General features: G+C 57.4%; 18 protein-coding genes. 9 read left to right on the plus strand and 9 right to left on the minus strand.

Annotation, left to right across the window (positions count from 1 at the left end; translation table 11 throughout):
• Positions 1 to 122: 122 nt before the first annotated feature.
• The gene (locus AC6CWS_RS02665; protein WP_004205010.1) at positions 123 to 413 is read left to right on the plus strand and encodes an HTH-type transcriptional regulator; all 291 of its coding nucleotides are present in this window, start codon (positions 123 to 125) and stop codon (positions 411 to 413) included.
• 253 nt (positions 414 to 666) lie between these two features.
• A complete protein-coding gene (gene cspE, locus AC6CWS_RS02670) occupies positions 667 to 879 on the plus strand; it encodes a transcription antiterminator/RNA stability regulator CspE (RefSeq protein WP_000014594.1) in 213 nt (70 codons plus the stop codon).
• Positions 880 to 977: 98 nt separating this feature from the next.
• Here cspE and AC6CWS_RS02675 read toward each other — a convergent pair whose 3' ends face one another.
• The 5 genes from AC6CWS_RS02675 to AC6CWS_RS02695 form a co-directional block, all read right to left on the minus strand.
• Positions 978 to 2,597, minus strand: a complete 1,620-nt coding sequence (locus AC6CWS_RS02675) for an ATP-binding cassette domain-containing protein (RefSeq protein ID WP_065882876.1) — start codon at positions 2,595 to 2,597, stop codon at positions 978 to 980.
• Positions 2,598 to 2,898: 301 nt separating this feature from the next.
• Complete coding sequence (gene hokA / locus AC6CWS_RS02680; protein ID WP_065882910.1) at positions 2,899 to 3,051, minus strand: type I toxin-antitoxin system toxin HokA; 153 nt, start codon at positions 3,049 to 3,051, stop codon at positions 2,899 to 2,901.
• A gap of 328 nt (positions 3,052 to 3,379) precedes the next feature.
• A complete protein-coding gene (gene glyS / locus AC6CWS_RS02685) occupies positions 3,380 to 5,449 on the minus strand; it encodes a glycine--tRNA ligase subunit beta (RefSeq protein WP_065882877.1) in 2,070 nt (689 codons plus the stop codon).
• 9 nt (positions 5,450 to 5,458) lie between these two features.
• A complete protein-coding gene (gene glyQ / locus AC6CWS_RS02690) occupies positions 5,459 to 6,370 on the minus strand; it encodes a glycine--tRNA ligase subunit alpha (protein WP_023291326.1) in 912 nt (303 codons plus the stop codon).
• Positions 6,371 to 6,497: 127 nt separating this feature from the next.
• Entirely contained in the window at positions 6,498 to 6,797 is a 300-nt protein-coding gene (locus AC6CWS_RS02695) for a YsaB family lipoprotein (protein ID WP_072096573.1), read from the minus strand.
• Positions 6,798 to 6,976: 179 nt separating this feature from the next.
• Here AC6CWS_RS02695 and AC6CWS_RS02700 point away from each other — a divergent pair, with 179 nt between their 5' ends.
• Positions 6,977 to 7,972 (plus strand): acyltransferase, encoded by a 996-nt coding sequence (locus AC6CWS_RS02700; protein WP_065882878.1) that lies wholly within the window; start codon positions 6,977 to 6,979, stop codon positions 7,970 to 7,972.
• A gap of 28 nt (positions 7,973 to 8,000) precedes the next feature.
• Here the strand turns inward: AC6CWS_RS02700 and yiaB are convergent, their stop codons facing one another.
• The 3 genes from yiaB to xylA all read right to left on the minus strand — a co-directional run bounded on the left by yiaB (position 8,001) and on the right by xylA (position 11,410).
• Positions 8,001 to 8,372, minus strand: a complete 372-nt coding sequence (yiaB, locus tag AC6CWS_RS02705; protein ID WP_065882879.1) for an inner membrane protein YiaB — start codon at positions 8,370 to 8,372, stop codon at positions 8,001 to 8,003.
• A gap of 168 nt (positions 8,373 to 8,540) precedes the next feature.
• Positions 8,541 to 9,995 (minus strand): xylulokinase, encoded by a 1,455-nt coding sequence (xylB, locus tag AC6CWS_RS02710; RefSeq protein ID WP_044525028.1) that lies wholly within the window; start codon positions 9,993 to 9,995, stop codon positions 8,541 to 8,543.
• A 92-nt stretch (positions 9,996 to 10,087) separates the two neighbouring features.
• On the minus strand, positions 10,088 to 11,410 hold the full coding sequence (gene xylA / locus AC6CWS_RS02715) for a xylose isomerase (RefSeq protein WP_023291332.1): 1,323 nt from the start codon (positions 11,408 to 11,410) through the stop codon (positions 10,088 to 10,090).
• Positions 11,411 to 11,906: 496 nt separating this feature from the next.
• Here xylA and xylF point away from each other — a divergent pair, with 496 nt between their 5' ends.
• The 4 genes from xylF (at position 11,907) to xylR (ending at position 17,079) form a co-directional block, all read left to right on the plus strand.
• Positions 11,907 to 12,902, plus strand: a complete 996-nt coding sequence (xylF, locus tag AC6CWS_RS02720) for a D-xylose ABC transporter substrate-binding protein (protein ID WP_065882880.1) — start codon at positions 11,907 to 11,909, stop codon at positions 12,900 to 12,902.
• A 64-nt stretch (positions 12,903 to 12,966) separates the two neighbouring features.
• Entirely contained in the window at positions 12,967 to 14,508 is a 1,542-nt protein-coding gene (locus AC6CWS_RS02725) for a xylose ABC transporter ATP-binding protein (RefSeq protein WP_044525029.1), read from the plus strand.
• Positions 14,486 to 15,667, plus strand: coding sequence for a xylose ABC transporter permease XylH (gene xylH, locus AC6CWS_RS02730; protein WP_065882881.1), 1,182 nt, complete (start codon positions 14,486 to 14,488; stop codon positions 15,665 to 15,667). Before AC6CWS_RS02725 ends, xylH begins: the two co-directional genes overlap by 23 nt.
• 233 nt (positions 15,668 to 15,900) lie before the next feature.
• Positions 15,901 to 17,079: a D-xylose utilization transcriptional activator XylR gene (gene xylR, locus AC6CWS_RS02735; protein WP_023291336.1), complete on the plus strand. Its 1,179-nt coding sequence runs from the start codon at positions 15,901 to 15,903 to the stop codon at positions 17,077 to 17,079.
• Between the two features lie 61 nt (positions 17,080 to 17,140).
• Here xylR and AC6CWS_RS02740 read toward each other — a convergent pair whose 3' ends face one another.
• Positions 17,141 to 17,959: a protein bax gene (locus AC6CWS_RS02740; protein ID WP_064757123.1), complete on the minus strand. Its 819-nt coding sequence runs from the start codon at positions 17,957 to 17,959 to the stop codon at positions 17,141 to 17,143.
• A 313-nt stretch (positions 17,960 to 18,272) separates the two neighbouring features.
• On the opposite strand from AC6CWS_RS02740, the gene AC6CWS_RS02745 reads away from it, so the two are divergent.
• Both AC6CWS_RS02745 and avtA read left to right on the plus strand, forming a co-directional pair.
• Complete coding sequence (locus tag AC6CWS_RS02745; protein ID WP_065882882.1) at positions 18,273 to 20,306, plus strand: alpha-amylase; 2,034 nt, start codon at positions 18,273 to 18,275, stop codon at positions 20,304 to 20,306.
• Positions 20,307 to 20,473: 167 nt separating this feature from the next.
• Complete coding sequence (avtA, locus tag AC6CWS_RS02750) at positions 20,474 to 21,730, plus strand: valine--pyruvate transaminase (RefSeq protein WP_023291339.1); 1,257 nt, start codon at positions 20,474 to 20,476, stop codon at positions 21,728 to 21,730.
• Positions 21,731 to 21,769 lie beyond the last annotated feature (39 nt).

The following is a 21,769-nucleotide window of genomic DNA, read 5'->3' on the forward strand; positions in this document are numbered from 1 at the left end:
GGGCCGATTCGATAACCTGCTGGCAAATAATCACGGACGTTACCATCCTTTACGCCTTTTTCTGACTATTCTTAAAGAGCTTTAGAAAAATCTCTTCCGCTGTGTGATAAAAGGAGTTCTCAATGGAATATAAAGATCCCGTGTTTGAACTGCTGAGCAGCCTGGAACACATCGTTTTTAAGGACGATAATCAGACACTTACCTCAAACCGTAAGTCCACTGTGTTTAGTGAATTTGAACAGCTGCGTAAAGGCACTGGACTTAAGATTGACGACTTCGCCAACGCCATGGGCGTGAGCGTCGCCATGGTAAGAGAGTGGGAGTCGAGACGGGTAAGACCGTCCCCCACAGAGCTGAAATTAATGCGCCTGATTCAGGCCAATCCGCAGCTTTCAAGACAGTTACTCGATTAATCCAGCGCGCAGCGGCAAGGGCCAGTAAGGGAGCTTTTGCCGCTGCGCCGTAAAAAAAAAGTTTGCTATCAGGTGCTGAACGTGCGTTAATGCTCGCAGGTTTGATGTACAGACCACAGAGCAGTCGAATAGAGCAGTCCTTCTAAGGTTATCCAAAGATACCCCCGTAGTGAACTTTCCCTTTATCGCTTTAAATCTGTAGTCCAGACCGCTACGCCGCAAGGCTCACTTATTTTTTTAAAGGTAATTCACTATGTCCGGTAAAATGACTGGTATCGTAAAATGGTTCAACGCTGACAAAGGCTTCGGCTTCATCACTCCTGACGATGGCTCTAAAGACGTGTTCGTACACTTCTCTGCTATCCAGAACGATGGCTACAAATCCTTGGACGAAGGTCAGAAAGTCTCCTTCACCATCGAAAGCGGCGCTAAAGGCCCGGCAGCTGGCAACGTAACTTCTCTGTAAGTTCAAGCCGCTAAGAATCGAGAATCCCTGCCTGATGGCGGGGATTTTTTTTATCTGTCGCCAGCCGCCGCCAGCATACGATGGCGGCTGCCGGGCATTCAGAGTCGGGTATCGTGCCAGCCCGTTTCCCCCCACGTCAGGCTGTGGGTGAGTTTCAACCCCTGCAGAAACGCCTCGTCATGCGACACCACCACCAACGCGCCGGGAAACGTCGCCAGCGCACACTCAATGGCCTGTGTCGACGCTAAATCGAGATGGTTGGTCGGCTCATCGAGCAACAGCAGCTGGGCCGGATCGCGTCGCCAGAGTACGCAGGCCAGGGCCGCTTTCAGGCGTTCGCCGCCGCTGAGCGCCGCCAGCGGCAGGTTGACCTTATCGGCGCCCAGCTGCAGCTGCGCCAGACGGGTCCGCAGCAGCCCCTCATCCAGCGGAGTATCGTCCAGGCTCAGATGCGTTATCACCGATAACGACAGATCCAGCTGCGTCAGATGTTGATCCAGATAAGCGGCGCTCACCGACAGCCGGACATCGCCTGAGGCGGCCTGCTCCAGCCCCAGCAGCGTTTTCAGCAAGGTAGTTTTGCCGCAGCCGTTCGGCCCTCGCAGCGCAACGCGCATCGGACCATCCACGCGCCAGTCCAGCGGCGCAGCGGGGGAATGGGCGAGCTGCAATGCTTCCACGACCAGCACCTGCTTGCCCGCCGCCACTTCGCTGCCTGGCAGGGTGAACATCACCGGCGTATCCTCTTCCACCCGCTCTCGCGCCTGCTGCACAGCGCCATTCAGACTGCTGTTCTGTTCACGATGCTGACGGCGCAGCGTTCCCGGACGCTCTTTTGCCGCGCCTTTGTACTTCACGCGTTCGAAAGAGGCGATATTCAGGGTATCAACGGTACGCAGTGTCTGCGCCGAGCGCCGCTGGGCAGCATCATGCTCTTTTTGCATTCGCGCGCGGGTGCGTCGCCGCTCGGTCGTCGCATGGTCCAGCGCCGCGCGCGCCGCCTGCTGCTCCGCCTCGCGCTGCCGCTGATATTCGTCATAGTTGCCGCCGTAGCTGCGCAGCGCCGTCGGCGTCAGCTCGATGATCCTCGGCATCCGCGCCAGCAGTTGACGATCGTGGCTGGCGATCAAAGCTCCGCCGTGCCAGTTTTCCAGCTGCTGATAGAGCCACTCTCGCCCCACACTGTCCAGATGGTTGGTGGGCTCATCCAGCAGCAGATAATCGGCGCCCGAGACGAAGGCACCGCACAGCAGGGCCTTCATCCGCTCGCCGCCGCTGAGTGAAATAGCGGGACGATCGGCAGAGAACGGCGGGAGACCGGCATCACGGAAAGCTAAACTCAGCCGATCGGGGAGATCCCAGTGGCCATCCAATAGCTCGAAATCGTCGGCCAGTCCATGGCCCTGTTCAAGGCGGAACAAGGCGTCAAAGACCGGCGCATAGCCCAGCAGCGTAGCGAGGGTGGTCTCCGGCGTAAGCGTCGGCTGCTGCGCCACCCAGGCAATGGAAGCCGCGCGCTCGATATGGCCACCGGCAGGAGAATCAAGGTCCGCCAGCAGGCGCAACAGACGCGACTTACCGACGCCGTTCCGGCCGACCAGACCGCAAAGGGACGGTTCCAGCGAGACGTTGAGAGGACCAAACAGGGTCTGCCCCGTCGCAAACTGACAGGTGACCTGATGTAAAACAAAAGCGGGGATGTGGGCGCAATGAGCCATAAGCACTCCTGAATGAAATCAATACTCCCCTACCCGCAACGTCTGCGAGGTAAGGCGTGAAGTTCATCAGTCGTGTTTGTTCATTTGTAGGGCGCGCTCCAGTGAGACGAGGGATTCGTCGGGGCATAGGATAGCCACACTCCGCTATGAATTTCAAGCCCGTTTAATTCAACAATCGTTTAAAAATAAAAAGGCCTCCTGATATCAGGAGGCAAATGATTTATTTGGTGAACAATGAAAGGGTGCATTGAGAATGCCTGACACTGCAAGCATAGTGGGGATAGATCCCCGCCAGATGCTCTTACTGTTTACTATCACAGGCTAAGAATGCCACCAGCTCACTATTTCCCTGCCTGAGCTGTAATTCATATAGCGAATCACGAACCATCCAGGTCAATAATAAAACAGTGAAGCAAATCACTATTAAGCCAAACAACAGATACTTTCGCAGCACACCTCGCCTCCCGTGTTGATTTTCAACAAGTAAGAGGCTACGCTTATGGTGTTCATGCATTAGGGGAGCCTCACTTTGATGACTATCAGGTGGGGCTTTTCTCTGTCTGTCTCCCGCTGAATACCTGAGACACACAGTCTCAAGCACCCGCCGCCATTCTAGCGTAAATAACTTGCGAAATTATGTTTATATATTCTTAAAATATTTTTTATTGATCAATGTAAATAATTAAAATATCAATGACTGAATTATTATCGGTTCGACTACTTATATTTCAGGTATAAAAAAAACCTGCCCTGAGGCAGGTTTTTTATTATTACCGATACGCTTACTGCAGCAGAGAAATATCCGCCACCTGCAGGAACAGTTCACGCAGTTTGGACAGCAGCGTCAGACGGTTGATGCGGACATCTTTGTCTTCGGCGTTGACCATCACGTTTTCGAAGAACTCATCCACCGGCTCGCGCAGAGCGGCCAGCTCAATCAGCGCATCCTGATAGCGGCCTGCGGCGAAGTACGGCTGCAGCTTGTCGCGCAGCACCACCAGATTGCCCGCCAGCTTAATTTCCGCCGCTTCTTTCAGCACGGAAGCGTGAACGATGTCGTTCAGCGTCTCGTCGGATTTCGCGAGGATGTTGGAGACACGTTTGTTCGCCGCCGCCAGCGCGGAGGACTCTTCCAGGGTACGGAAGTGCGATACGGCTTTCATGCGCGCATCGAAATCCGCCGGGCGGGTTGGACGACGCGCCAGTACCGCCTGGATAGTGTCGACGCCGTAGCCTTCGTCCTGATACCAGGCGCGGAAGCGGCCCAGCATAAAGTCGATCACGTCATCAACCACGTTGGCGTTGGTCAGCTTCTCACCGTACAGACGCACCGCTTCTTCGGTCAGCGTTTGCAGATCGAGGTTCAGGTTCTTCTCGACGATGATACGCAGGACGCCCAGCGCGGCGCGACGCAGCGCAAACGGGTCTTTATCGCCTTTCGGATGCTGGCCGATACCGAAGATACCCGCGAGGGTGTCCATCTTATCGGCAATCGCCACCGCGCAGGCCACCGGGTTAGACGGCAGCGCGTCGCCGGCAAAGCGCGGCTGATACTGTTCGTTCAGCGCCACGGCCACATCTTCCGCTTCGCCATCGTGGCGCGCGTAGTGCATCCCCATCACGCCCTGGGTGTCGGTGAACTCGAAGACCATGTTGGTCATCAGGTCGCACTTAGACAGCAGGCCCGCGCGGGTCGCGTGGTTCACGTCAGCGCCAATCTGCTCGGCAATCCAGCCCGCCAGCGCCTGAATGCGATCGGTCTTGTCGCGCAGCGTACCCAGCTGCTGCTGGAACAGCACGGTTTCCAGACGCGGCAGGTTGTCTTCCAGACGTTTTTTACGGTCGGTGTTGAAGAAGAACTCGGCGTCGGCCAGACGCGGACGGACCACCTTCTCGTTACCGGAGATGATCTGCTGCGGATCTTTCGACTCGATGTTGGCGACGAAGATAAAGTTCGGCAGCAGCTTACCGGCGTTGTCGTAAACCGGGAAGTACTTCTGGTCGCCCTTCATGGTGTAAACCAGCGCTTCAGACGGCACCGCGAGGAATTTTTCTTCGAACTTCGCCGTCAGCACCACCGGCCATTCCACCAGCGAGGTGACTTCTTCCAGCAGGCTTTCGCTCAGATCGGCTTGACCGCCAATCTTACGCGCCGCCTCTTCCGCATCGGCTTTGATTTTAGCTTTACGCTGTTCGTAATCGGCGATGACTTTACCGCGCTCCAGCAGGATCTGCGGGTACTGGTCGGCATGGTCGATGGTGAATTCCGGCTCGCCCATAAAGCGATGGCCGCGGATCACGCGATCGGACGGGATACCGAGGATAGTAGCCGGGATCACCTTATCGCCCAGCAGCAGCGTGACGGTGTGAACCGGGCGCACGAAGTGGACGTCAGACGCGCCCCAGCGCATCAGTTTCGGGATCGGCAGCTTCGCCAGCGAGCTGGCAATCATGTTCGGCAGCAGCGCTTCGGTGCTTTCGCCCTTCACATGGGCGCGATACAGCAGCCACTCGCCTTTGTCCGTAGTCAGACGTTCGGCCTGATCGACGGTAATACCGCAGCCGCGCGCCCAGCCTTCGGCCGCTTTGCTTGGCTTGCCTTCGGCATCGAACGCCTGGGCAACGGCCGGGCCGCGTTTTTCCACTTCGCGATCGGCTTGCGCCGCCGCCAGGTTGGTCACCTTCAGCGCCAGACGACGCGGGGCGGCAAACCATTCCACTTTACCGTGCGCGAGGCCGGCGTTATCCAGCTCCGCGGTCACGTTCGCAGCAAAAGATTCCGCCAGGCTGCGCAGCGCTTTTGGTGGCAGCTCTTCAGTGCCGATTTCCACCAGAAAAGTATTCTCAGACATGGCCGCCTCTTATTTATTCTTGTTGCACATCGGGAAGCCGAGCGCTTCACGGGAAGCGTAGTACGCTTCCGCCACTGCTTTCGTCAGGGTGCGAATGCGCAGGATATAGCGCTGACGCTCGGTGACGGAGATGGCTTTACGCGCATCCAGCAGGTTGAAGCTGTGAGCCGCTTTCAGAATACGCTCGTAGGCCGGCAGCGGCAGCGGGGTCTCCAGCGCCAGCAGATGCTGGGCCTCTTTCTCATACTGCTCGAAGCAGGAGAAGAGGAAATCGACGTCGGCGTATTCGAAGTTATAGGTGGACTGCTCCACTTCGTTCTGGTGGAACACGTCGCCGTAAGTGGTTTTACCCAGCGGGCCATCGCTCCAGACCAGGTCGTAGACGCTGTCGACGCCCTGGATGTACATCGCCAGACGCTCCAGGCCGTAGGTGATCTCGCCGGTCACCGGCTTACACTCCAGGCCGCCCACCTGCTGGAAGTAGGTGAACTGCGTCACTTCCATGCCGTTGAGCCACACTTCCCAACCCAGACCCCAGGCCCCCAGCGTCGGGTTTTCCCAGTTGTCTTCGACGAAGCGAATGTCGTGAATGGTCGGGTCCATACCCAGCTCTTTCAGCGACCCGAGGTACAACTCCTGGATGTTGTCCGGAGAAGGCTTAATCACCACCTGGAACTGATAGTAATGCTGTAAACGGTTCGGGTTTTCGCCATAGCGGCCATCGGTTGGACGACGGGAAGGCTGTACGTAGGCGGTCGCCATCGGCTCCGGCCCTAACGCGCGCAGGCAGGTCATCGGGTGAGAGGTGCCGGCGCCGACTTCCATGTCCAGTGGTTGAACAATGGTGCAGCCCTGACGAGCCCAGTAATCCTGTAAGGTCAGGATCAGGCCCTGGAAGGTCCTGGTATCAAACTTTTGCATATGATTTCGTGCTGGATACGTGTGGATTTAAAGGAAGGAGTCAGTATACCCGCTGGCTGCGAGATATACAGTACGAAACGGCGTAGTTTCAGGAAAACGGACGAAATTTACGCCAGGCGGGGTCGATTCAGCGCATCGAAAGATGCATAAACTGGCCGTCGGGGTCAAAGGAACAGATGAAACGTTCATTCTTGCCGGTACGACCCGACAGCTCATAGCTCGCCTGGAATTGTTCAAGATGGTTCACGTCAACTAACTGCGTTTGCGTGTTATAGCGGATAGCGGCCTGATCCTTGCAAAGCTGCGCCATATTGAGCGTAGTTTGCGGTGTAATATGCGCGCGCTGCGCCTTTTGCGCCGGCGGGGAAACGGTCTCGCTGCAGCCCGCAAGGAGCAGCGCCAGCATTATGGAAACGACACCTTTCACCACGTTCTCCTCCACCGCCTTGTCAGCAAGTTGTTATCGCAAAGATCCAGTATTACAGGTATTTTGCGAATATCATGAAACAGCGACAAGTCTGTGATCAAAAACTCAGACTAATCTCGTGCGACACCGGGGCATAAGGCGGGTCAGACCTTATATCGCCAGTAGACTTTGAGGGACTGATGCAAGAAAAGATACACTGGATCACCAACCTGCGCGGCATTGCCTGCATGATGGTGGTGATGATCCACAGTACCAGCTGGTATATCACTCATCCGCATACGATTACCCTGCTGCAATGGGATATCGCCAATCTGCTCAATTCCGCCTCCCGCGTCAGCGTGCCGCTGTTTTTTATGATCTCGGGGTATCTGTTTTTTGGGGAACGCAGCGCCCAGCCGCGCCATTTCTGGCGGATTGGCCTGTGCATTGCGTTCTATAGCGCGCTGTCTCTGCTGTATATCGCGCTGTTTACCCATATTAACGTCGGGCTGTCGTTAAAGAATTTGCTGCAGAAGCCCGTCTTCTACCACCTGTGGTTTTTCTTTGCTATCGCCGTTATCTATCTGCTCTCGCCGCTTATTCAGGTTAAATCCGTCAACGGCAAAATGCTGCTGGCGCTGATGGCGATCCTCGGCATTCTGGCCAACCCCAACATGGTTGGCGTCAAAGCCGCCGGGATTGAGTGGCTGCCGGTCAACCTCTATATCAATGGCGACACCTTTTATTACGTGCTCTACGGCGTGCTGGGCAGGGCCATTGGCACCCTGGATACCGATAAAAAATGGCTGACCCCGCTCTGCGCCGCGCTGTTCCTCGCCGCCGTGTGGGTCATCTCCCGCGGCACGCTGCATGAGCTACGCTGGCGCGGGGACTTCGGCGACACCTGGTATCTCTACTGCGGGCCGGCGGTGTTCGTTTGCGCGGTCGCCCTGCTGACGCTCGCCAAAAACTGGCTGAACGCGCGTCCCCTGCCCGGTATCGAATGTATTGCACGTCATTCTCTGGGAATTTACGGCTTCCATGCCCTGATTGTGCATGCGCTGCGCGCCAGCCATCTGGAACTGAGCCGCTGGCCGCTGCTGGATATTGTGTGGATTTTCAGCGCCGCCCTGCTCGGCAGCCTGCTGTTGTCCGGCCTGGTGCAGCGGGTTGATCGCCGCCGGCTGGTCAGCTAACGGCCCGGCGCATCGGACAACCGGGCGCCTATTCCGTTTTTTGCACCACGCGGGCGACGCGGGCCCGTTCGGGGGTCGCAGATGCGCCATATAAGCAGACAAACCATGCCGCGATATAGACGGCTTTTTCATGCCAGTCTGCCGGCACATACCAGGCGCCTACCAGCAGCAGGCCGACCGATAGCAGCAGCACCAGCCGGCATAAGGCAATAAAACCGTCGTCCTGTTCCTGCCACCGTCTGGCGCGCTGATGGGCGAGGACGGCAAACATCCCCATCACCAGTACGCCGAGAAAATAACCTTTACCGCTAAACAACGGGCAGGTTCGCCAGATACCGAGCAGATAAACCAGCGATCCTGCTGCCATCATCACCCTGGCAATATTGCGTTTTGTGTTCATCTCACCTCCCTGGTCGACAGGGGCTGATTATGACCGACTCCCCCGGCGATGCCTCAGGTTACGCACGGCCAAACGGAGATTTCGGAATAAACAAATACGCTTTTTTGGATGGATGTAGCCGGGACATTCAGGGAAGTAATCCGCCCGGCGTTGCCGGACGGACTGAGGCTATGACATCAGCGGTTTCAGCTGCTGATAAATCTGGCGGAAGGTTTCCCGCTGTGGCGCATAGTGGGCCACTCGGCGATCGTCCGGGCGATGCGCTTGCTCAAGCGGCAGCGGCGACAACAGCCCGGCGCGGTCGGCTTCGCCGTGCACCGCCAGCTGCGCCAGCCTGGCCGCCCCCAGCGCCGGGCCGACGTCGCCCCCGGTACGGTAATCGAGCTGCTGGCCGCTGATATCCGCCAGCATTTGTCGCCAGTAAGCGCTACGCGCCCCGCCGCCGATAAGGGTGATGCTCTGCGGCTTGATGCCGCAGGCGTGAACCACGTCCATGCCGTCCGCCAGCGCATAGCCCACCCCCTCCAGCACCGCCCGCGCCAGCTCCGCCGGCCCATGCTGATGCGTCAAGCCGAAGAAGACGCCCTTGGCCTGCGGGTTGTTGTGCGGCGTGCGTTCGCCCGACAGATAGGGCAGGAACCACACCGGACCAGCGCTCTCGTCGGCTGACTGCGCCGCCGCAATCAGCGCCGGCACGCTGGCGAGACCGGTTAATTTCGCCGCCCAGTCCAGACAGGAGGCCGCGCTGAGCATCACCGACATCAGATGCCAGCGGCCCGGCAGCGCATGGCAAAAGCTATGCACTGCGCTTTCAGGCTTGCTGAGGAACCCTTCGCTGACCGCGAAATACACACCTGAAGTGCCCAGCGACAGCATCGCCTGACCGGCATCGGCCATGCCGACCCCGACCGCGCCAGCGGCGTTGTCGCCGCCGCCCCCCACCACCAGCGCCTGTGGCATATTCCACGCCTGCGCCACCTCCGGACGCAGCTGCCCGGTGACGTCGCTGCCTTCAAACAGCGCCGGCATCGCGTCCCGGCTGAGATCGCAGGCGGCGAGCATCTCATCGCTCCAGTCGCGTCGGGCGACGTCCATCCACAGGGTACCGGCGGCGTCAGACATATCGCTGGCAAGCTCGCCGGTCATCCGCAGACGCAGATAATCCTTCGGCAACAGCACTTTATCGACCTGGCTGAACACCGCCGCCTCGTGGCGCTGCACCCACAAGAGCTTCGGCGCCGTAAAGCCCGGCATCATCAGGTTGCCGGTGATCTGCCGGGAAGCGCTGACTTTTTCCTCCAGCAGCTGGCACTCTTCGCCGCAGCGGCCGTCATTCCATAAAATGGCAGGACGCAGCACCTGTAGCGATTTATCCAGCAGGGTGGCGCCGTGCATCTGCCCGGCGATCCCCAGCGCCTTCACGTCGCGCAGACTATGCTGCGCGCCCAGGGCTTTCATCGCCGTGTCCGTAGCCTGCCACCACTGCTCGGGATCTTGTTCCGACCACAGCGGATGCGGACGCGAGACGGTGAGTTTTTCGGTATGCGATGCCACCACATCACCCTGCTCATTGAGCAGAATGGCTTTGACGCCCGATGTCCCCAGATCGATGCCGATATACATACTACCTCTCCTTAAACGCGCGCCACGGCTGAGCGTGGCGCGAACAGAGCATCCTGGTGGCGGTCCCGGTCACGCCGGGCGCCGCCGCATGATTACTTGTCAAACAGATAATGGTTGACCAGGTTTTCCAGTTGTTCCTGCTGGCCGCTGCGATGCTGCGGCGCCAACTGATGCTGAGCGGCGTACTGGGCAATGTCGCTGAGGGTCATCTGCCCGTTAAGGATCTGCTGCCCCAGCTCGCCGTTCCAGCCGGCGTAGCGTTTGGCCACGCGTTTATCCAGCTCACCGTCTTCGATCATCCGCGCCGCGACCTTCAGCGACAGCGCCATGGTATCCATCGCGCCGATATGGCCGTAGAACAGATCGTATTTGTCGGTGCTCTGACGGCGCACTTTCGCATCAAAATTGAGGCCGCCGGTGGTGAAGCCGCCCGCTTTGAGAATTTCATACATCACCAGCGCGTTCTCTTCGACGCTGTTCGGGAACTGGTCGGTATCCCAGCCCAGCTGCGGATCGCCGCGGTTGGCGTCGACGGAACCGAACAGCCCCAGCGCGATGGCCGTCGCGATCTCATGATGGAACGAGTGGCCGGCAAGGGTCGCATGGTTGGCTTCAATGTTCAGTTTAATCTCTTTTTCCAGACCAAACTGCTTGAGGAAGCCGTACACGGTAGAGGCGTCATAATCATACTGATGCTTGGTAGGCTCCTGCGGTTTGGGCTCGATCAGCAGCGTGCCTTTAAAGCCGATTTTATGCTTATGCTCCACCACCAGCTGCATAAAGCGGCCAATCTGTTCACGCTCCTGGCGCAGGTCGGTATTCAGCAGGGTTTCATAGCCCTCGCGACCGCCCCACAGGACATAGTTTTCGCCGCCCAGCTGATGGGTGGCATTCATGGCGGTAACCACCTGGGTGGCCGCCCAGCTAAACACTTCCGGGTCCGGGTTAGTGGCCGCGCCGGCGCCGTAGCGCGGGTTGGTGAAGCAGTTTGCGGTCCCCCACAGGAGCTTGACGCCGCTCTGCTGCTGCTTCTCCGCCAGCACCTCGACCATCCGGGCGAAGTTATTGCTGTACTCCTTGAGCGAACTTCCTTCCGGCGAGACGTCAACGTCGTGGAAGCAGTAGTAAGGCACGTTGAGTTTATGGAAAAATTCGAACGCCACATCGGCTTTGCGTTTGGCCATCTCCAGGGCGTCGCCAGGCTGCTGCCATGGGCGGTCGAAGGAGCCCACGCCAAACATATCGGCGCCATTCCAGCAGAAGGTGTGCCAGTAACAGGCCGCAAAACGCAGATGATCTTCCATCCGTTTGCCCAGCACCAGTTCATCCGGGTTGTAATGACGGAAAGCCAGCGGGTTAGCGGATTTCGGGCCTTCGTAACGAACGCGATCGAGTTGATCGAAATAGGTCTGCATAGAGAACTCCATATTCAGAGATGCGGCGAATAACCAATCAGGTACCCTAAATAATTCGAGTTGCAGGAAGGCGGCAGGAGCGCGAGTCCCCGATAACCAGGGGGCGAAGCAACGAATGTCACCAACACACCTACAACTTGAAGTATGACGGGTTTAAGCCAATATAGAATTTCGCTTTCATTTTCCTCAATTACGTTATTTCACACCGCCATTGAGAGAATCCACAAACGTGCGCCAGCTCGCAAAAAATAATATCGGCGCGTTCTTCTGCCGTCCTGTCAGAGAGGTCCAGTGCAATAATAAGAGTGTGCATGAATAAAATACGATCGTCGTCATAATTTGCGCATTAAACGAAATTTCATAACTGCAAAATAAGAACCGGTAATTGCCAGCCCTGCTTTCCGCGTTAAGAATCTGTAACGTATCCGCAACCTCATGTATCAAACATTATTTTTCCGTTCGTCTTACCTACCCTTACAAAAAAGGTATCGTTATTATGAAGATAAAGAACCTTTGCCTTACGCTTTGCGCCAGCTCCCTCCTGCTCGCCAGCATGGCGGGGATGGCGAAAGAAGTGAAGATTGGCATGGCCATCGACGATCTGCGTCTGGAACGCTGGCAGAAAGACCGCGATATTTTCGTCAATAAAGCGGAATCCTTAGGCGCCAAAGTTTTTGTCCAGTCCGCCAATGGCAATGAAGAAACGCAGATGTCGCAAATTGAAAACATGATCAACCGCGGCGTCGATGTCTTGGTCATTATTCCTTATAACGGTCAGGTGCTCAGTAACGTTATTAAAGAGGCCAAGCAGGAAGGTATTAAAGTGCTGGCCTATGATCGCATGATTAATAATGCCGATATTGATTTCTATATTTCTTTCGACAATGAAAAAGTCGGCGAAATGCAGGCGCAAAGCCTGGTCGACAAAGTGCCGCAGGGTAATTATTTTCTGATGGGCGGCTCGCCGGTGGATAATAATGCCAAACTGTTCCGCGCCGGCCAGATGAAGATCCTCAAGCCGTATGTCGATGAGGGAAAAATTAAGATTGTCGGCGATCAGTGGGTTGACGGCTGGCTGCCGGAAAACGCGCTGAAAATAATGGAAAACGCGCTGACGGCGAATAATAACAAAATCGATGCCGTGGTGGCCTCCAATGACGCAACCGCCGGCGGCGCCATCCAGGCCTTAACCGCCCAGGGGCTGGCAGGCAAAGTGGCGATCTCCGGTCAGGATGCTGACCTGGCGGGCGTGAAGCGCATTATTTCCGGTACCCAGACGATGACCGTCTATAAACCGATTACCACCCTGGCCACCAACGCCGCCGAAATCGCCGTTGAGCTGGGCATCGATAAGCAGCCGAAGTCTGACACCACGCTGAATAACGGCTTAAAAGATGTCCCTTCGCGCCTGTTAACGCCAATTGAAGTGAATAAAGAGAATATCGACGCCACGGTGATTAAAGACGGTTTCCATAAAAAGAGTGAACTGTAATGGCTGACGCCCCGCTACGGGGCGTCATTTTCGTCCCGCCGGATATCACTTTTGCGGAGTCTTTATGGCCTGGCTACTCGAAATGAAGAACATCACCAAAACCTTCGGCGCCGTTAAGGCCGTGGACAATGTCAGCCTGCGCCTGAACGCTGGCGAGGTGGTCTCGTTATGCGGTGAAAATGGTTCGGGAAAATCGACGCTGATGAAGGTGCTGTGCGGTATCTATCCGCACGGAAGCTATGAGGGCGAGATTATTTTTGCCGGCGAAACGCTGCAGGCAAACCATATTCGCGATACCGAACGTAAAGGCATCGCCATTATTCATCAGGAGCTGGCGCTGGTGAAACATCTCACCGTGCTGGAGAACATTTTCCTCGGCGCCGAAATATCCCGCCACGGCCTGCTGGATTATGAAACCATGACGCTGCGCTGCCAGAAGCTGCTGGCGCAGGTCAATCTGCCCATTTCGCCCGACACCCGCGTCGGCGACCTCGGCCTCGGTCAGCAGCAGCTGGTGGAGATCGCCAAGGCGCTGAATAAACAGGTGCGCCTGCTGATCCTCGACGAACCAACCGCCTCCTTAACCGAACAAGAGACCGCGACGCTGCTGGCGATCGTTCGCGATCTGCAAAACCACGATATCGCCTGCATCTATATTTCGCACAAGCTCAATGAGGTCAAAGCGATCTCCGATACGATCTGCGTGATCCGCGACGGCCAGCATATCGGCACCCGCGACGCCAGCGGCATGAGCGAAGACGACATTATCACCATGATGGTTGGCCGGGAGCTCACCGCGCTCTATCCCAGCGAACCGCACGCCCACGGCGAAGAGATCCTGCGGGTCGAACATTTAACCGCCTGGCACCCGGTAAACCGTCATATTAAACGGGTCAACGACGTCTCGTTTTCCCTGCATCGCGGGGAGATCCTCGGCATCGCCGGGCTGGTCGGCGCCGGACGGACCGAGGCGGTGCAGTGCCTGTTCGGCGTCTGGCCGGGGCGCTGGCAGGGGGAGATCTTCATTGATGGCCAGCCGGTCAGCATCACTAACTGTCAGCAGGCCATTGGCCACGGCATCGCCATGGTGCCGGAAGACCGCAAAAAAGACGGCATCGTGCCGGTGATGGCGGTGGGTAAGAACATTACCCTGGCGGCGCTCAGCCAGTTCACCGGCGCGATGAGCAGCCTGGACGACGCCGCCGAGCAGCACTGTATTGAGCAGTCCATTCAGCGATTGAAAATTAAAACCTCCTCGCCGGAGCTGGCGATTGGCCGCCTGAGCGGCGGCAACCAGCAAAAGGCGATTCTGGCCCGCTGTCTGCTGCTGAATCCACGCATTCTGATCCTCGACGAACCCACCCGCGGCATCGATATCGGGGCGAAGTATGAAATTTATAAACTGATTAACCAGCTGGTGCAGCAGGGCATCGCGGTCATTGTCATTTCATCCGAACTGCCCGAGGTGCTTGGTCTTAGCGATCGGGTGCTGGTCATGCACGAAGGCAGGCTAAAAGCCAATTTGGTTAATCAACATCTGACCCAGGAACAGGTGATGGAAGCCGCGCTGAGGAGCGAACGCCATGTCGAAGAACACGTCGTCTGAAATCAAACTTACCCCAACCGCCCCCACCGCCCTGCCAGCGCTGAAGGGGCTGAACCTCCAGGTCTTCGTGATGATCGCCGCGATCGTCGTCATTATGCTGTTTTTCACCTGGGTTACCGATGGCGCCTACCTGAGCGCGCGCAATATCTCCAACCTGCTGCGCCAGACGGCCATCACCGGCATCCTCGCCGTCGGCATGGTGTTTGTGATTATTTCGGCAGAAATCGACCTGTCCGTCGGCTCGATGATGGGGCTGTTGGGCGGCGCCGCGGCGATCTTTGACGTCTGGCTCGGCTGGCCGCTGCCGCTCACCATTCTGGTGACGCTGGTGATGGGGCTGCTGCTCGGCGCATGGAACGGATGGTGGGTGGCCTATCGCAAGGTCCCCTCGTTTATCGTCACCCTCGCCGGGATGCTGGCGTTTCGCGGCATTTTGATCGGCATCACCAACGGGACCACCGTCTCGCCCACCAGCCCGGCGATGGCGCAGATCGGCCAAAGCTACCTGCCCGATGGCATTGGCTTTGGCATCGGCGTTGTCGGCATGGCGGCGTTCATTATCTGGCAGTGGCGCGGACGGATGCGTCGGCAGGCGTTAGGTCTGGCGACCGCGTCCTCCACCACGGCCGTTGGCCGCCAGGCCATTACCGCGGTGATTGTGCTGGGCGCAATCTGGCTGCTCAATGACTATCGCGGCGTGCCGACGCCGGTACTGATCCTCGCCGCCCTGCTGCTGGCAGGCCTGTTCATGGCCACTCGCACCGCCTTTGGCCGCCGCATCTACGCCATCGGCGGCAACCTGGAGGCGGCACGCCTGTCCGGGATTAACGTCGAGCGTACCAAGCTGGCGGTGTTTGCCATTAACGGCCTGATGGTCGCCATTGCCGGACTGATCCTCAGCTCGCGCCTTGGCGCGGGATCCCCCTCGGCGGGCAACATCGCCGAACTGGACGCCATCGCCGCCTGCGTCATCGGCGGTACCAGCCTGGCGGGCGGTATCGGCAGTGTCGCCGGGGCGGTAATGGGGGCGTTTATTATGTCGGCCCTGGATAACGGCATGAGCATGATGGACGTCGCCACCTTCTGGCAATATATCGTCAAAGGCGCCATTTTGCTGCTGGCGGTGTGGATGGACTCCGCCACCAAGCGGCGCGCGTAAGGAAGCGCTCTCTGAAGAATGTCTGAATTCTTTGCGCTACCACCAAACTTCGCCATAAGGCGCTTGAAATATCTCGGGCATTAGCCGGTAGTGTATACCCAACAGCATTCGGGTTGCAGACGGCGCATCCCAGCCGCGTATCGCGTACGTGGCTGGGGTGAATGAGAAAGCCAGGCCATCGGCAACATCATGAATGAAGGGGTATGACCGGGGTTAGAGCAGGAACATCATCTATGTTTGAAAAGCGTCACCGTATTACGCTGTTATTTAACGCCAACAAAGCTTATGACCGCCAGGTGGTTGAGGGTGTAGGCGAGTATCTGCAGGCCTCTCAGCTGGAGTGGGATATCTTTATTGAAGAGGATTTTCGGGCACGAATCGAAAACATCAAAGAGTGGCTAGGCGATGGCGTTATCGCCGACTATGACGATCCCGAAATCGAAAAGCTACTGGCCGATGTCAACGTCCCCATCGTCGGCGTCGGCGGCTCTTATCATCAGCCAGAGCAGTACCCGCCGGTCCACTATATCGCCACGGACAACACCGCGCTGGTGGAAAGCGCCTTTCTTCATCTGAAGGAAAAAGGGGTACACCGCTTCGCGTTTTACGGACTGCCCACCTCCAGCGGTAAACGCTGGGCGGTAGAGCGCGAGTATGCCTTCTGCCAGCTGGTGGCGAAGGAGAAGTACCGCGGCGTGGTCTACCAGGGGCTGGAGACGGCGCCGGAAAACTGGCAGCACGCGCAAAACCGGCTCGCCGACTGGCTGCAAACGCTGCCGCCGCAAACCGGCATTATCGCCGTCACCGACGCGCGCGCCCGCCACGTCCTGCAGGCCTGCGAGCTGCTGCATATCCCGGTGCCAGAGAAACTGTGCGTTATTGGCATCGATAATGAGGAGCTGACCCGCTACCTCTCGCGCGTCGCCCTCTCCTCCGTCGCCCAGGGCACCCGCCAGATGGGTTATCAGGCGGCAAAATTGCTCCACCGGCTGCTGAATAACGAGGCGCTCCCGCTGCAGCGCCAGCTGATCCCGCCGATGCGCGTCGTTGAACGACGTTCCACCGACTACCGGTCGTTAAACGATCCCTCCGTGATTCAGGCGATGCATTACATTCGCAACAACGCCTGCAAAGGCATCAAGGTGGAGCAGGTGCTCGACGCCGTCGGCATTTCACGCTCCAACCTGGAGAAACGCTTTAAAGAGGAGGTCGGGGAGACCATCCACACGGTGATCCACAGCGAGAAACTGGAAAAGGCGCGCAGCCTGCTGGTATCCACCAGCCTGTCGATCAATGAAATTTCACAGATGTGCGGCTACCCGTCGCTGCAATATTTCTATTCGGTGTTTAAGAAAGAGTACGACGTGACGCCGAAGGAGTACCGTGACCGGCACAGTGAAGTCATGATGTAGAGAGCAAAGAAAAATGCCCGGGCTTGCGCGCCGGGCATGAATAATCACGTAGATCAGCACATTACATGTGCGCGGCAATTAACCGCTGGTTATCCTGATACATCGCGAAGAGATAGTTGTTGTAGCTCGACCCTCTGGTCGAATACCCCTTCAGCTTATGAATCATGGTGCTGGCCGTTACTTCCTGATCCGCCTTGCGCAGCTGCAGGCGCGATTTGCGGAAAGAGGAATAGGCCGGGTGAGTGTTCAGGTTTGTGACGTAAGCCTGCACCGACTGCTCCACCGACTCAAACTGCGAGTAGCCTTTCATCGCGCCGCGGCAGCGACCAGCGCCGCACTTCATGCCGAACAGATTGTTGTTCTCACGCGCCAGCTTGGAAGTACCCCAGCCACTTTCCGCCGCCGCCATGGTCGCGACCATGCTGTTCGGAATAATGTCGACACGCTCAAGCAGCGCGTTCCAGGGCACATGACGCGTATTGCCTGACCACTTCACCTTATAACGTGTCGCGATGTCTTTCAGGCGCGCCTTTTCGCTCGGCGACCAGCGAGCATCGTACTGCTTGGAAACAAGCCAGTTACGATCCGCAGTAATCGCCTGATTCTGCTTGGTAATATAAGGCATGACCGTCCGGAGAAACGCTTTTTTCCTTGGTGTTCCGGAAGGGTATTTTCGCAAGTCAGGAAGTGAACTGCTCTTTACACTATTGCGAGAATACTCTTGTTTACTGCTTACCTTAGTACTACTTATCTTCTTAACCGTTGGGGCTTTATGACTCTTTGTTGCTGTGTGCGTTGTTGCCAACACACTACCTGAAAAGACGCAGGTTAGTAACATAAGTATGGCGGCCCCATATCGTCGTATGGGATTCGATATCATCAGGTCTCCTGGTCGGATATATGCATTCCAACACCTTGTTTTTCACAAAAAAACGATAGCTGAATCGCTAATAGTATCAAAAATACGCACTGAGAGCATCAACAGAAATAGTCCAATTCCGAATTGCTGTCATCTGAAATCGGTTTCTGCGCCGCATCGCTAGCGCGAAAATGCTAGCTTCGTCTCATTTTTAGCCTATTTTTTGAGCGGTGTCACTCACCCCTTTTCATCCTCCTGGCAAAACGTCCGTCGGGAGGAGTTCACTCGCGCGGCAACAAGGCACACTAGCTAAAAACCGCTCAAGGATCCCGCAATGAAACTCGCTGCGCTTGCCACGTTATTCGTGCCTGGGATGGCCTTTGCCGCCTGGACTACCGCCGACTTCCCTGCTTTTACCGAAGAGGGGACGGGTCGCTTCATCAGCCAGAAAGTGGTTGAGAAGGGTACACGTCCCCTGCAGCTAAATTTTGACCAACAGTGCTGGCAGCCTTCCGGCGGCATTAAGCTCAACCAGATGCTCTCCATGGAACCCTGTCGCGGCACGCCGCCGCAATGGCGCGTCTTCCGCCAGGGTCTGTATACCCTGGAAGTGGATACCCGCTCCGGCACGCCGACGATGATGATTTCGCTGGATGAAAAAGAGGCCAGCGCCGCGGCGCCGCAGATCCGCCAGTGTCCGAAGTGGGATGGAAAACCTCTCACCCTCGACGTCAGTAAAACCTTCCCGGAGGGCAGCAAGGTTCGCGATTTCTACAGCGGCAATGTCGCGACCGTCAGCGGCGGCAAAATCACGCTGCAGCCCGCCTTCGGCAGCAATGGTCTGCTGCTGCTCGAGCGCGCCGAGACGGCCGCGCCGGCGCCGTTCGACTGGCACAACGCCACCGTCTACTTCGTCCTGACTGACCGCTTCGTGAACGGTAATCCGGCCAACGACAATAGCTATGGCCGACATAAAGACGGCATGCAGGAGATAGGCACCTTCCACGGCGGCGACCTGCAGGGATTAACCAGCAAGCTGGATTATCTGCAGCAGATGGGGGTCAATGCCCTGTGGATCAGCTCCCCGCTCGAGCAGATCCACGGCTGGGTCGGCGGCGGGACGAAAGGCGATTTCCCTCACTACGCCTACCACGGCTATTACACTCAGGACTGGTCGAAACTGGACGCCAATATGGGGACCGAAGCCGATCTCCGTCGGCTGGTGGATGAAGCGCATAAGCGCGGAATACGTATTCTGTTCGACGTGGTGATGAACCATACCGGTTACGCCACCCTGGCCGACATGCAGGAGTTCCAGTTCGGCTCCCTGTATCTGCAAGGGGATGAGCTGAAAAAAACCCTCGGCGAGCGCTGGACGGACTGGAAGCCCGGCGCGGGCCAGACCTGGCACAGCTTTAACGACTATATCAACTTCAGCGATAAAGCTGGGTGGGAGAAATGGTGGGGCAAGAAGTGGATCCGCACCGATATCGGCGATTACGACAACCCGGGCTATGACGATCTCACCATGTCGCTGGCCTTCCTGCCGGATCTGAAAACCGAATCGAAGGAGGTGTCGGGCCTGCCGAACTTCTACAGCCATAAACCGGACACTGCGGCGAAAGCGATCCCGGGCTATACGCCGCGCGACTACCTGACGCACTGGCTGAGCCAGTGGGTGCGCGACTACGGCATCGACGGCTTCCGCGTCGATACCGCTAAACATGTGGAGATGGACGCCTGGCAGCAGTTAAAAACCCAGGCCACCGCCGCGCTGGCGGAGTGGAAGAAAGCCAATCCGGATAAAGCGCTGGATGCGGCGCCGTTCTGGATGACCGGCGAAGCCTGGGGACACGGGGTGATGGAGAGCGATTACTATCGCCACGGTTTTGATGCGATGATCAATTTCGACTACCAGGACCAGGCGGCGAAAGCGGCTAACTGCATGGCCAACATTGACCTCACCTGGCAGCAAATGGCGGACAAGCTGCAGAGCTTTAACGTCCTGAGCTACCTCTCCTCGCACGATACGCGCCTGTTCCGCGAAGGCGGCACCACGGCGGCAGAGCTGCTGCTGCTGGCCCCTGGCGCCGTGCAGATCTTCTATGGTGACGAGTCGTCACGCCCGTTCGGCCCCACCGGCTCGGACCCGCTGCAGGGCACCCGTTCAGAGATGAACTGGCAGGATGTCAACGGTAAAGCGGCCCGCAGCGTTACCCACTGGCAGAAGATCGGCCAGTTCCGCGCGCGCCATCCGGCGATCGGTATGGGCAAACAGACAACGCTGTCAATGCCGCGGGGTTACGGATTCGTGCGCGAGAGCGGTGAAGACAAAGTGATGGTCATCTGGGCCGGACAACAGCAGTAAAGCAGGAGTGGCTCCCTGCCCGGCGGGGAGCCAGTCAGCACAATACACTGATAAAAGATCGATTCACAGGATAAAAACAAAAACATCCCCCTTCCCTTCGATTTGCACCACGCTGGCGCTGGCGTTATGGTTAGCCACTTTCCAGAACCACCGACAGACGATTCGCGATGACATTTTCCCTTTTCGGCGACAAATTCACCCGTCATTCAGGCATTACCCGCCTGATGGAAGACCTTAATGACGGTCTGCGCACGCCGGGCGCTATTATGCTGGGCGGCGGCAACCCCGCTCAGATCCCGGAGATGAATGACTACTTCCAGCAGCTGCTCTCCGACATGCTGGATAATGGCAAAGCCCTTGATGCGCTTTGTAATTATGATGGTCCGCAGGGCAAAAGCGAGCTGCTGAGCCTGCTGGCGAAGATGCTGCGCGACGAGCTGGGCTGGGAGATCGAACCACAGAATATTGCGCTAACAAACGGCAGTCAGAGCGCATTTTTCTACTTGTTTAATCTGTTCGCAGGCCGTCGGGCAGATGGCACCACCCGTAAGGTGCTGTTCCCGCTGACGCCGGAATATATCGGCTATGCCGATGCCGGCCTGGAAGAGGATCTGTTCGTTGCCACCCGGCCGAATATCGAACTGCTGCCGGAAGGCCAGTTCAAGTACCACGTTGATTTTGAGCATCTGCAGGTGACGGAAGAGACCGGGATGATCTGCGTCTCGCGTCCCACCAACCCGACCGGCAACGTCATCACTGATGAAGAGCTGATCAAACTGGATGCGCTGGCGAATCAGCATGGGGTCCCGCTGGTGATTGATAACGCCTACGGCGTGCCGTTCCCGGGCATTATTTTCAGCGACGCCCGACCGCTGTGGAATCCGAACATCGTGCTGTGTATGAGCCTGTCCAAGCTGGGCCTGCCGGGCAGCCGCTGCGGGATTATCATCGCCAACGAGAAAATCATCACCGCCATCAGCAACATGAACGGCATTATCAGCCTCGCGCCCGGCGGTATAGGGCCGGCAATGATGTGTGAAATGATTAAACGTCAGGATCTGCTGCGCCTGTCAGAGACAGTGATCAAACCCTTCTATTACCAGCGGGTGCAGGAGACCATCGCCATTATTCGCCGCTATCTGCCGGAGGAGCGCTGCCTTATTCACAAACCGGAGGGGGCGATCTTCCTCTGGCTGTGGTTTAAGGATCTGCCGATCTCCACCGAGCTGCTGTATCAGCGGCTGAAAAAGCGCGGCGTGCTGATGGTGCCGGGGGATTTCTTCTTCCCGGGACTCGATAAACCGTGGCCGCATACCCACCAGTGCATGCGCATGAACTATGTGCCGGACCCGCAAAAAATCGAGGCCGGGGTGAAAATTCTCGCAGAAGAGGTTGAATTCGCCTGGCGCGAACAGGAAGCCTAATCCCTGACGCCGCTGACGGGAAACGCCCGTTAGCGGACC

It is taken from the genome of Klebsiella sp. M041, from assembly GCF_059759695.1.

Excerpts from the sequence above, each read along its gene's own strand:
- AC6CWS_RS02665 (WP_004205010.1), top strand. The coding sequence starts at position 123 with ATGGAATATAAAGATCCCGTGTTTGAACTGCTGAGCAGCCTGGAACAC.
- cspE (WP_000014594.1), top strand. The coding sequence starts at position 667 with ATGTCCGGTAAAATGACTGGTATCGTAAAATGGTTCAACGCTGACAAA.
- AC6CWS_RS02675 (WP_065882876.1), bottom strand. The coding sequence starts at position 2,597 with ATGGCTCATTGCGCCCACATCCCCGCTTTTGTTTTACATCAGGTCACC.
- glyS (WP_065882877.1), bottom strand. The coding sequence starts at position 5,449 with ATGTCTGAGAATACTTTTCTGGTGGAAATCGGCACTGAAGAGCTGCCA.
- glyQ (WP_023291326.1), bottom strand. The coding sequence starts at position 6,370 with ATGCAAAAGTTTGATACCAGGACCTTCCAGGGCCTGATCCTGACCTTA.
- AC6CWS_RS02700 (WP_065882878.1), top strand. The coding sequence starts at position 6,977 with ATGCAAGAAAAGATACACTGGATCACCAACCTGCGCGGCATTGCCTGC.
- yiaB (WP_065882879.1), bottom strand. The coding sequence starts at position 8,372 with ATGAACACAAAACGCAATATTGCCAGGGTGATGATGGCAGCAGGATCG.
- xylB (WP_044525028.1), bottom strand. The coding sequence starts at position 9,995 with ATGTATATCGGCATCGATCTGGGGACATCGGGCGTCAAAGCCATTCTG.
- xylA (WP_023291332.1), bottom strand. The coding sequence starts at position 11,410 with ATGCAGACCTATTTCGATCAACTCGATCGCGTTCGTTACGAAGGCCCG.
- xylF (WP_065882880.1), top strand. The coding sequence starts at position 11,907 with ATGAAGATAAAGAACCTTTGCCTTACGCTTTGCGCCAGCTCCCTCCTG.
- AC6CWS_RS02725 (WP_044525029.1), top strand. The coding sequence starts at position 12,967 with ATGGCCTGGCTACTCGAAATGAAGAACATCACCAAAACCTTCGGCGCC.
- xylH (WP_065882881.1), top strand. The coding sequence starts at position 14,486 with ATGTCGAAGAACACGTCGTCTGAAATCAAACTTACCCCAACCGCCCCC.
- xylR (WP_023291336.1), top strand. The coding sequence starts at position 15,901 with ATGTTTGAAAAGCGTCACCGTATTACGCTGTTATTTAACGCCAACAAA.
- AC6CWS_RS02740 (WP_064757123.1), bottom strand. The coding sequence starts at position 17,959 with ATGATATCGAATCCCATACGACGATATGGGGCCGCCATACTTATGTTA.
- AC6CWS_RS02745 (WP_065882882.1), top strand. The coding sequence starts at position 18,273 with ATGAAACTCGCTGCGCTTGCCACGTTATTCGTGCCTGGGATGGCCTTT.
- avtA (WP_023291339.1), top strand. The coding sequence starts at position 20,474 with ATGACATTTTCCCTTTTCGGCGACAAATTCACCCGTCATTCAGGCATT.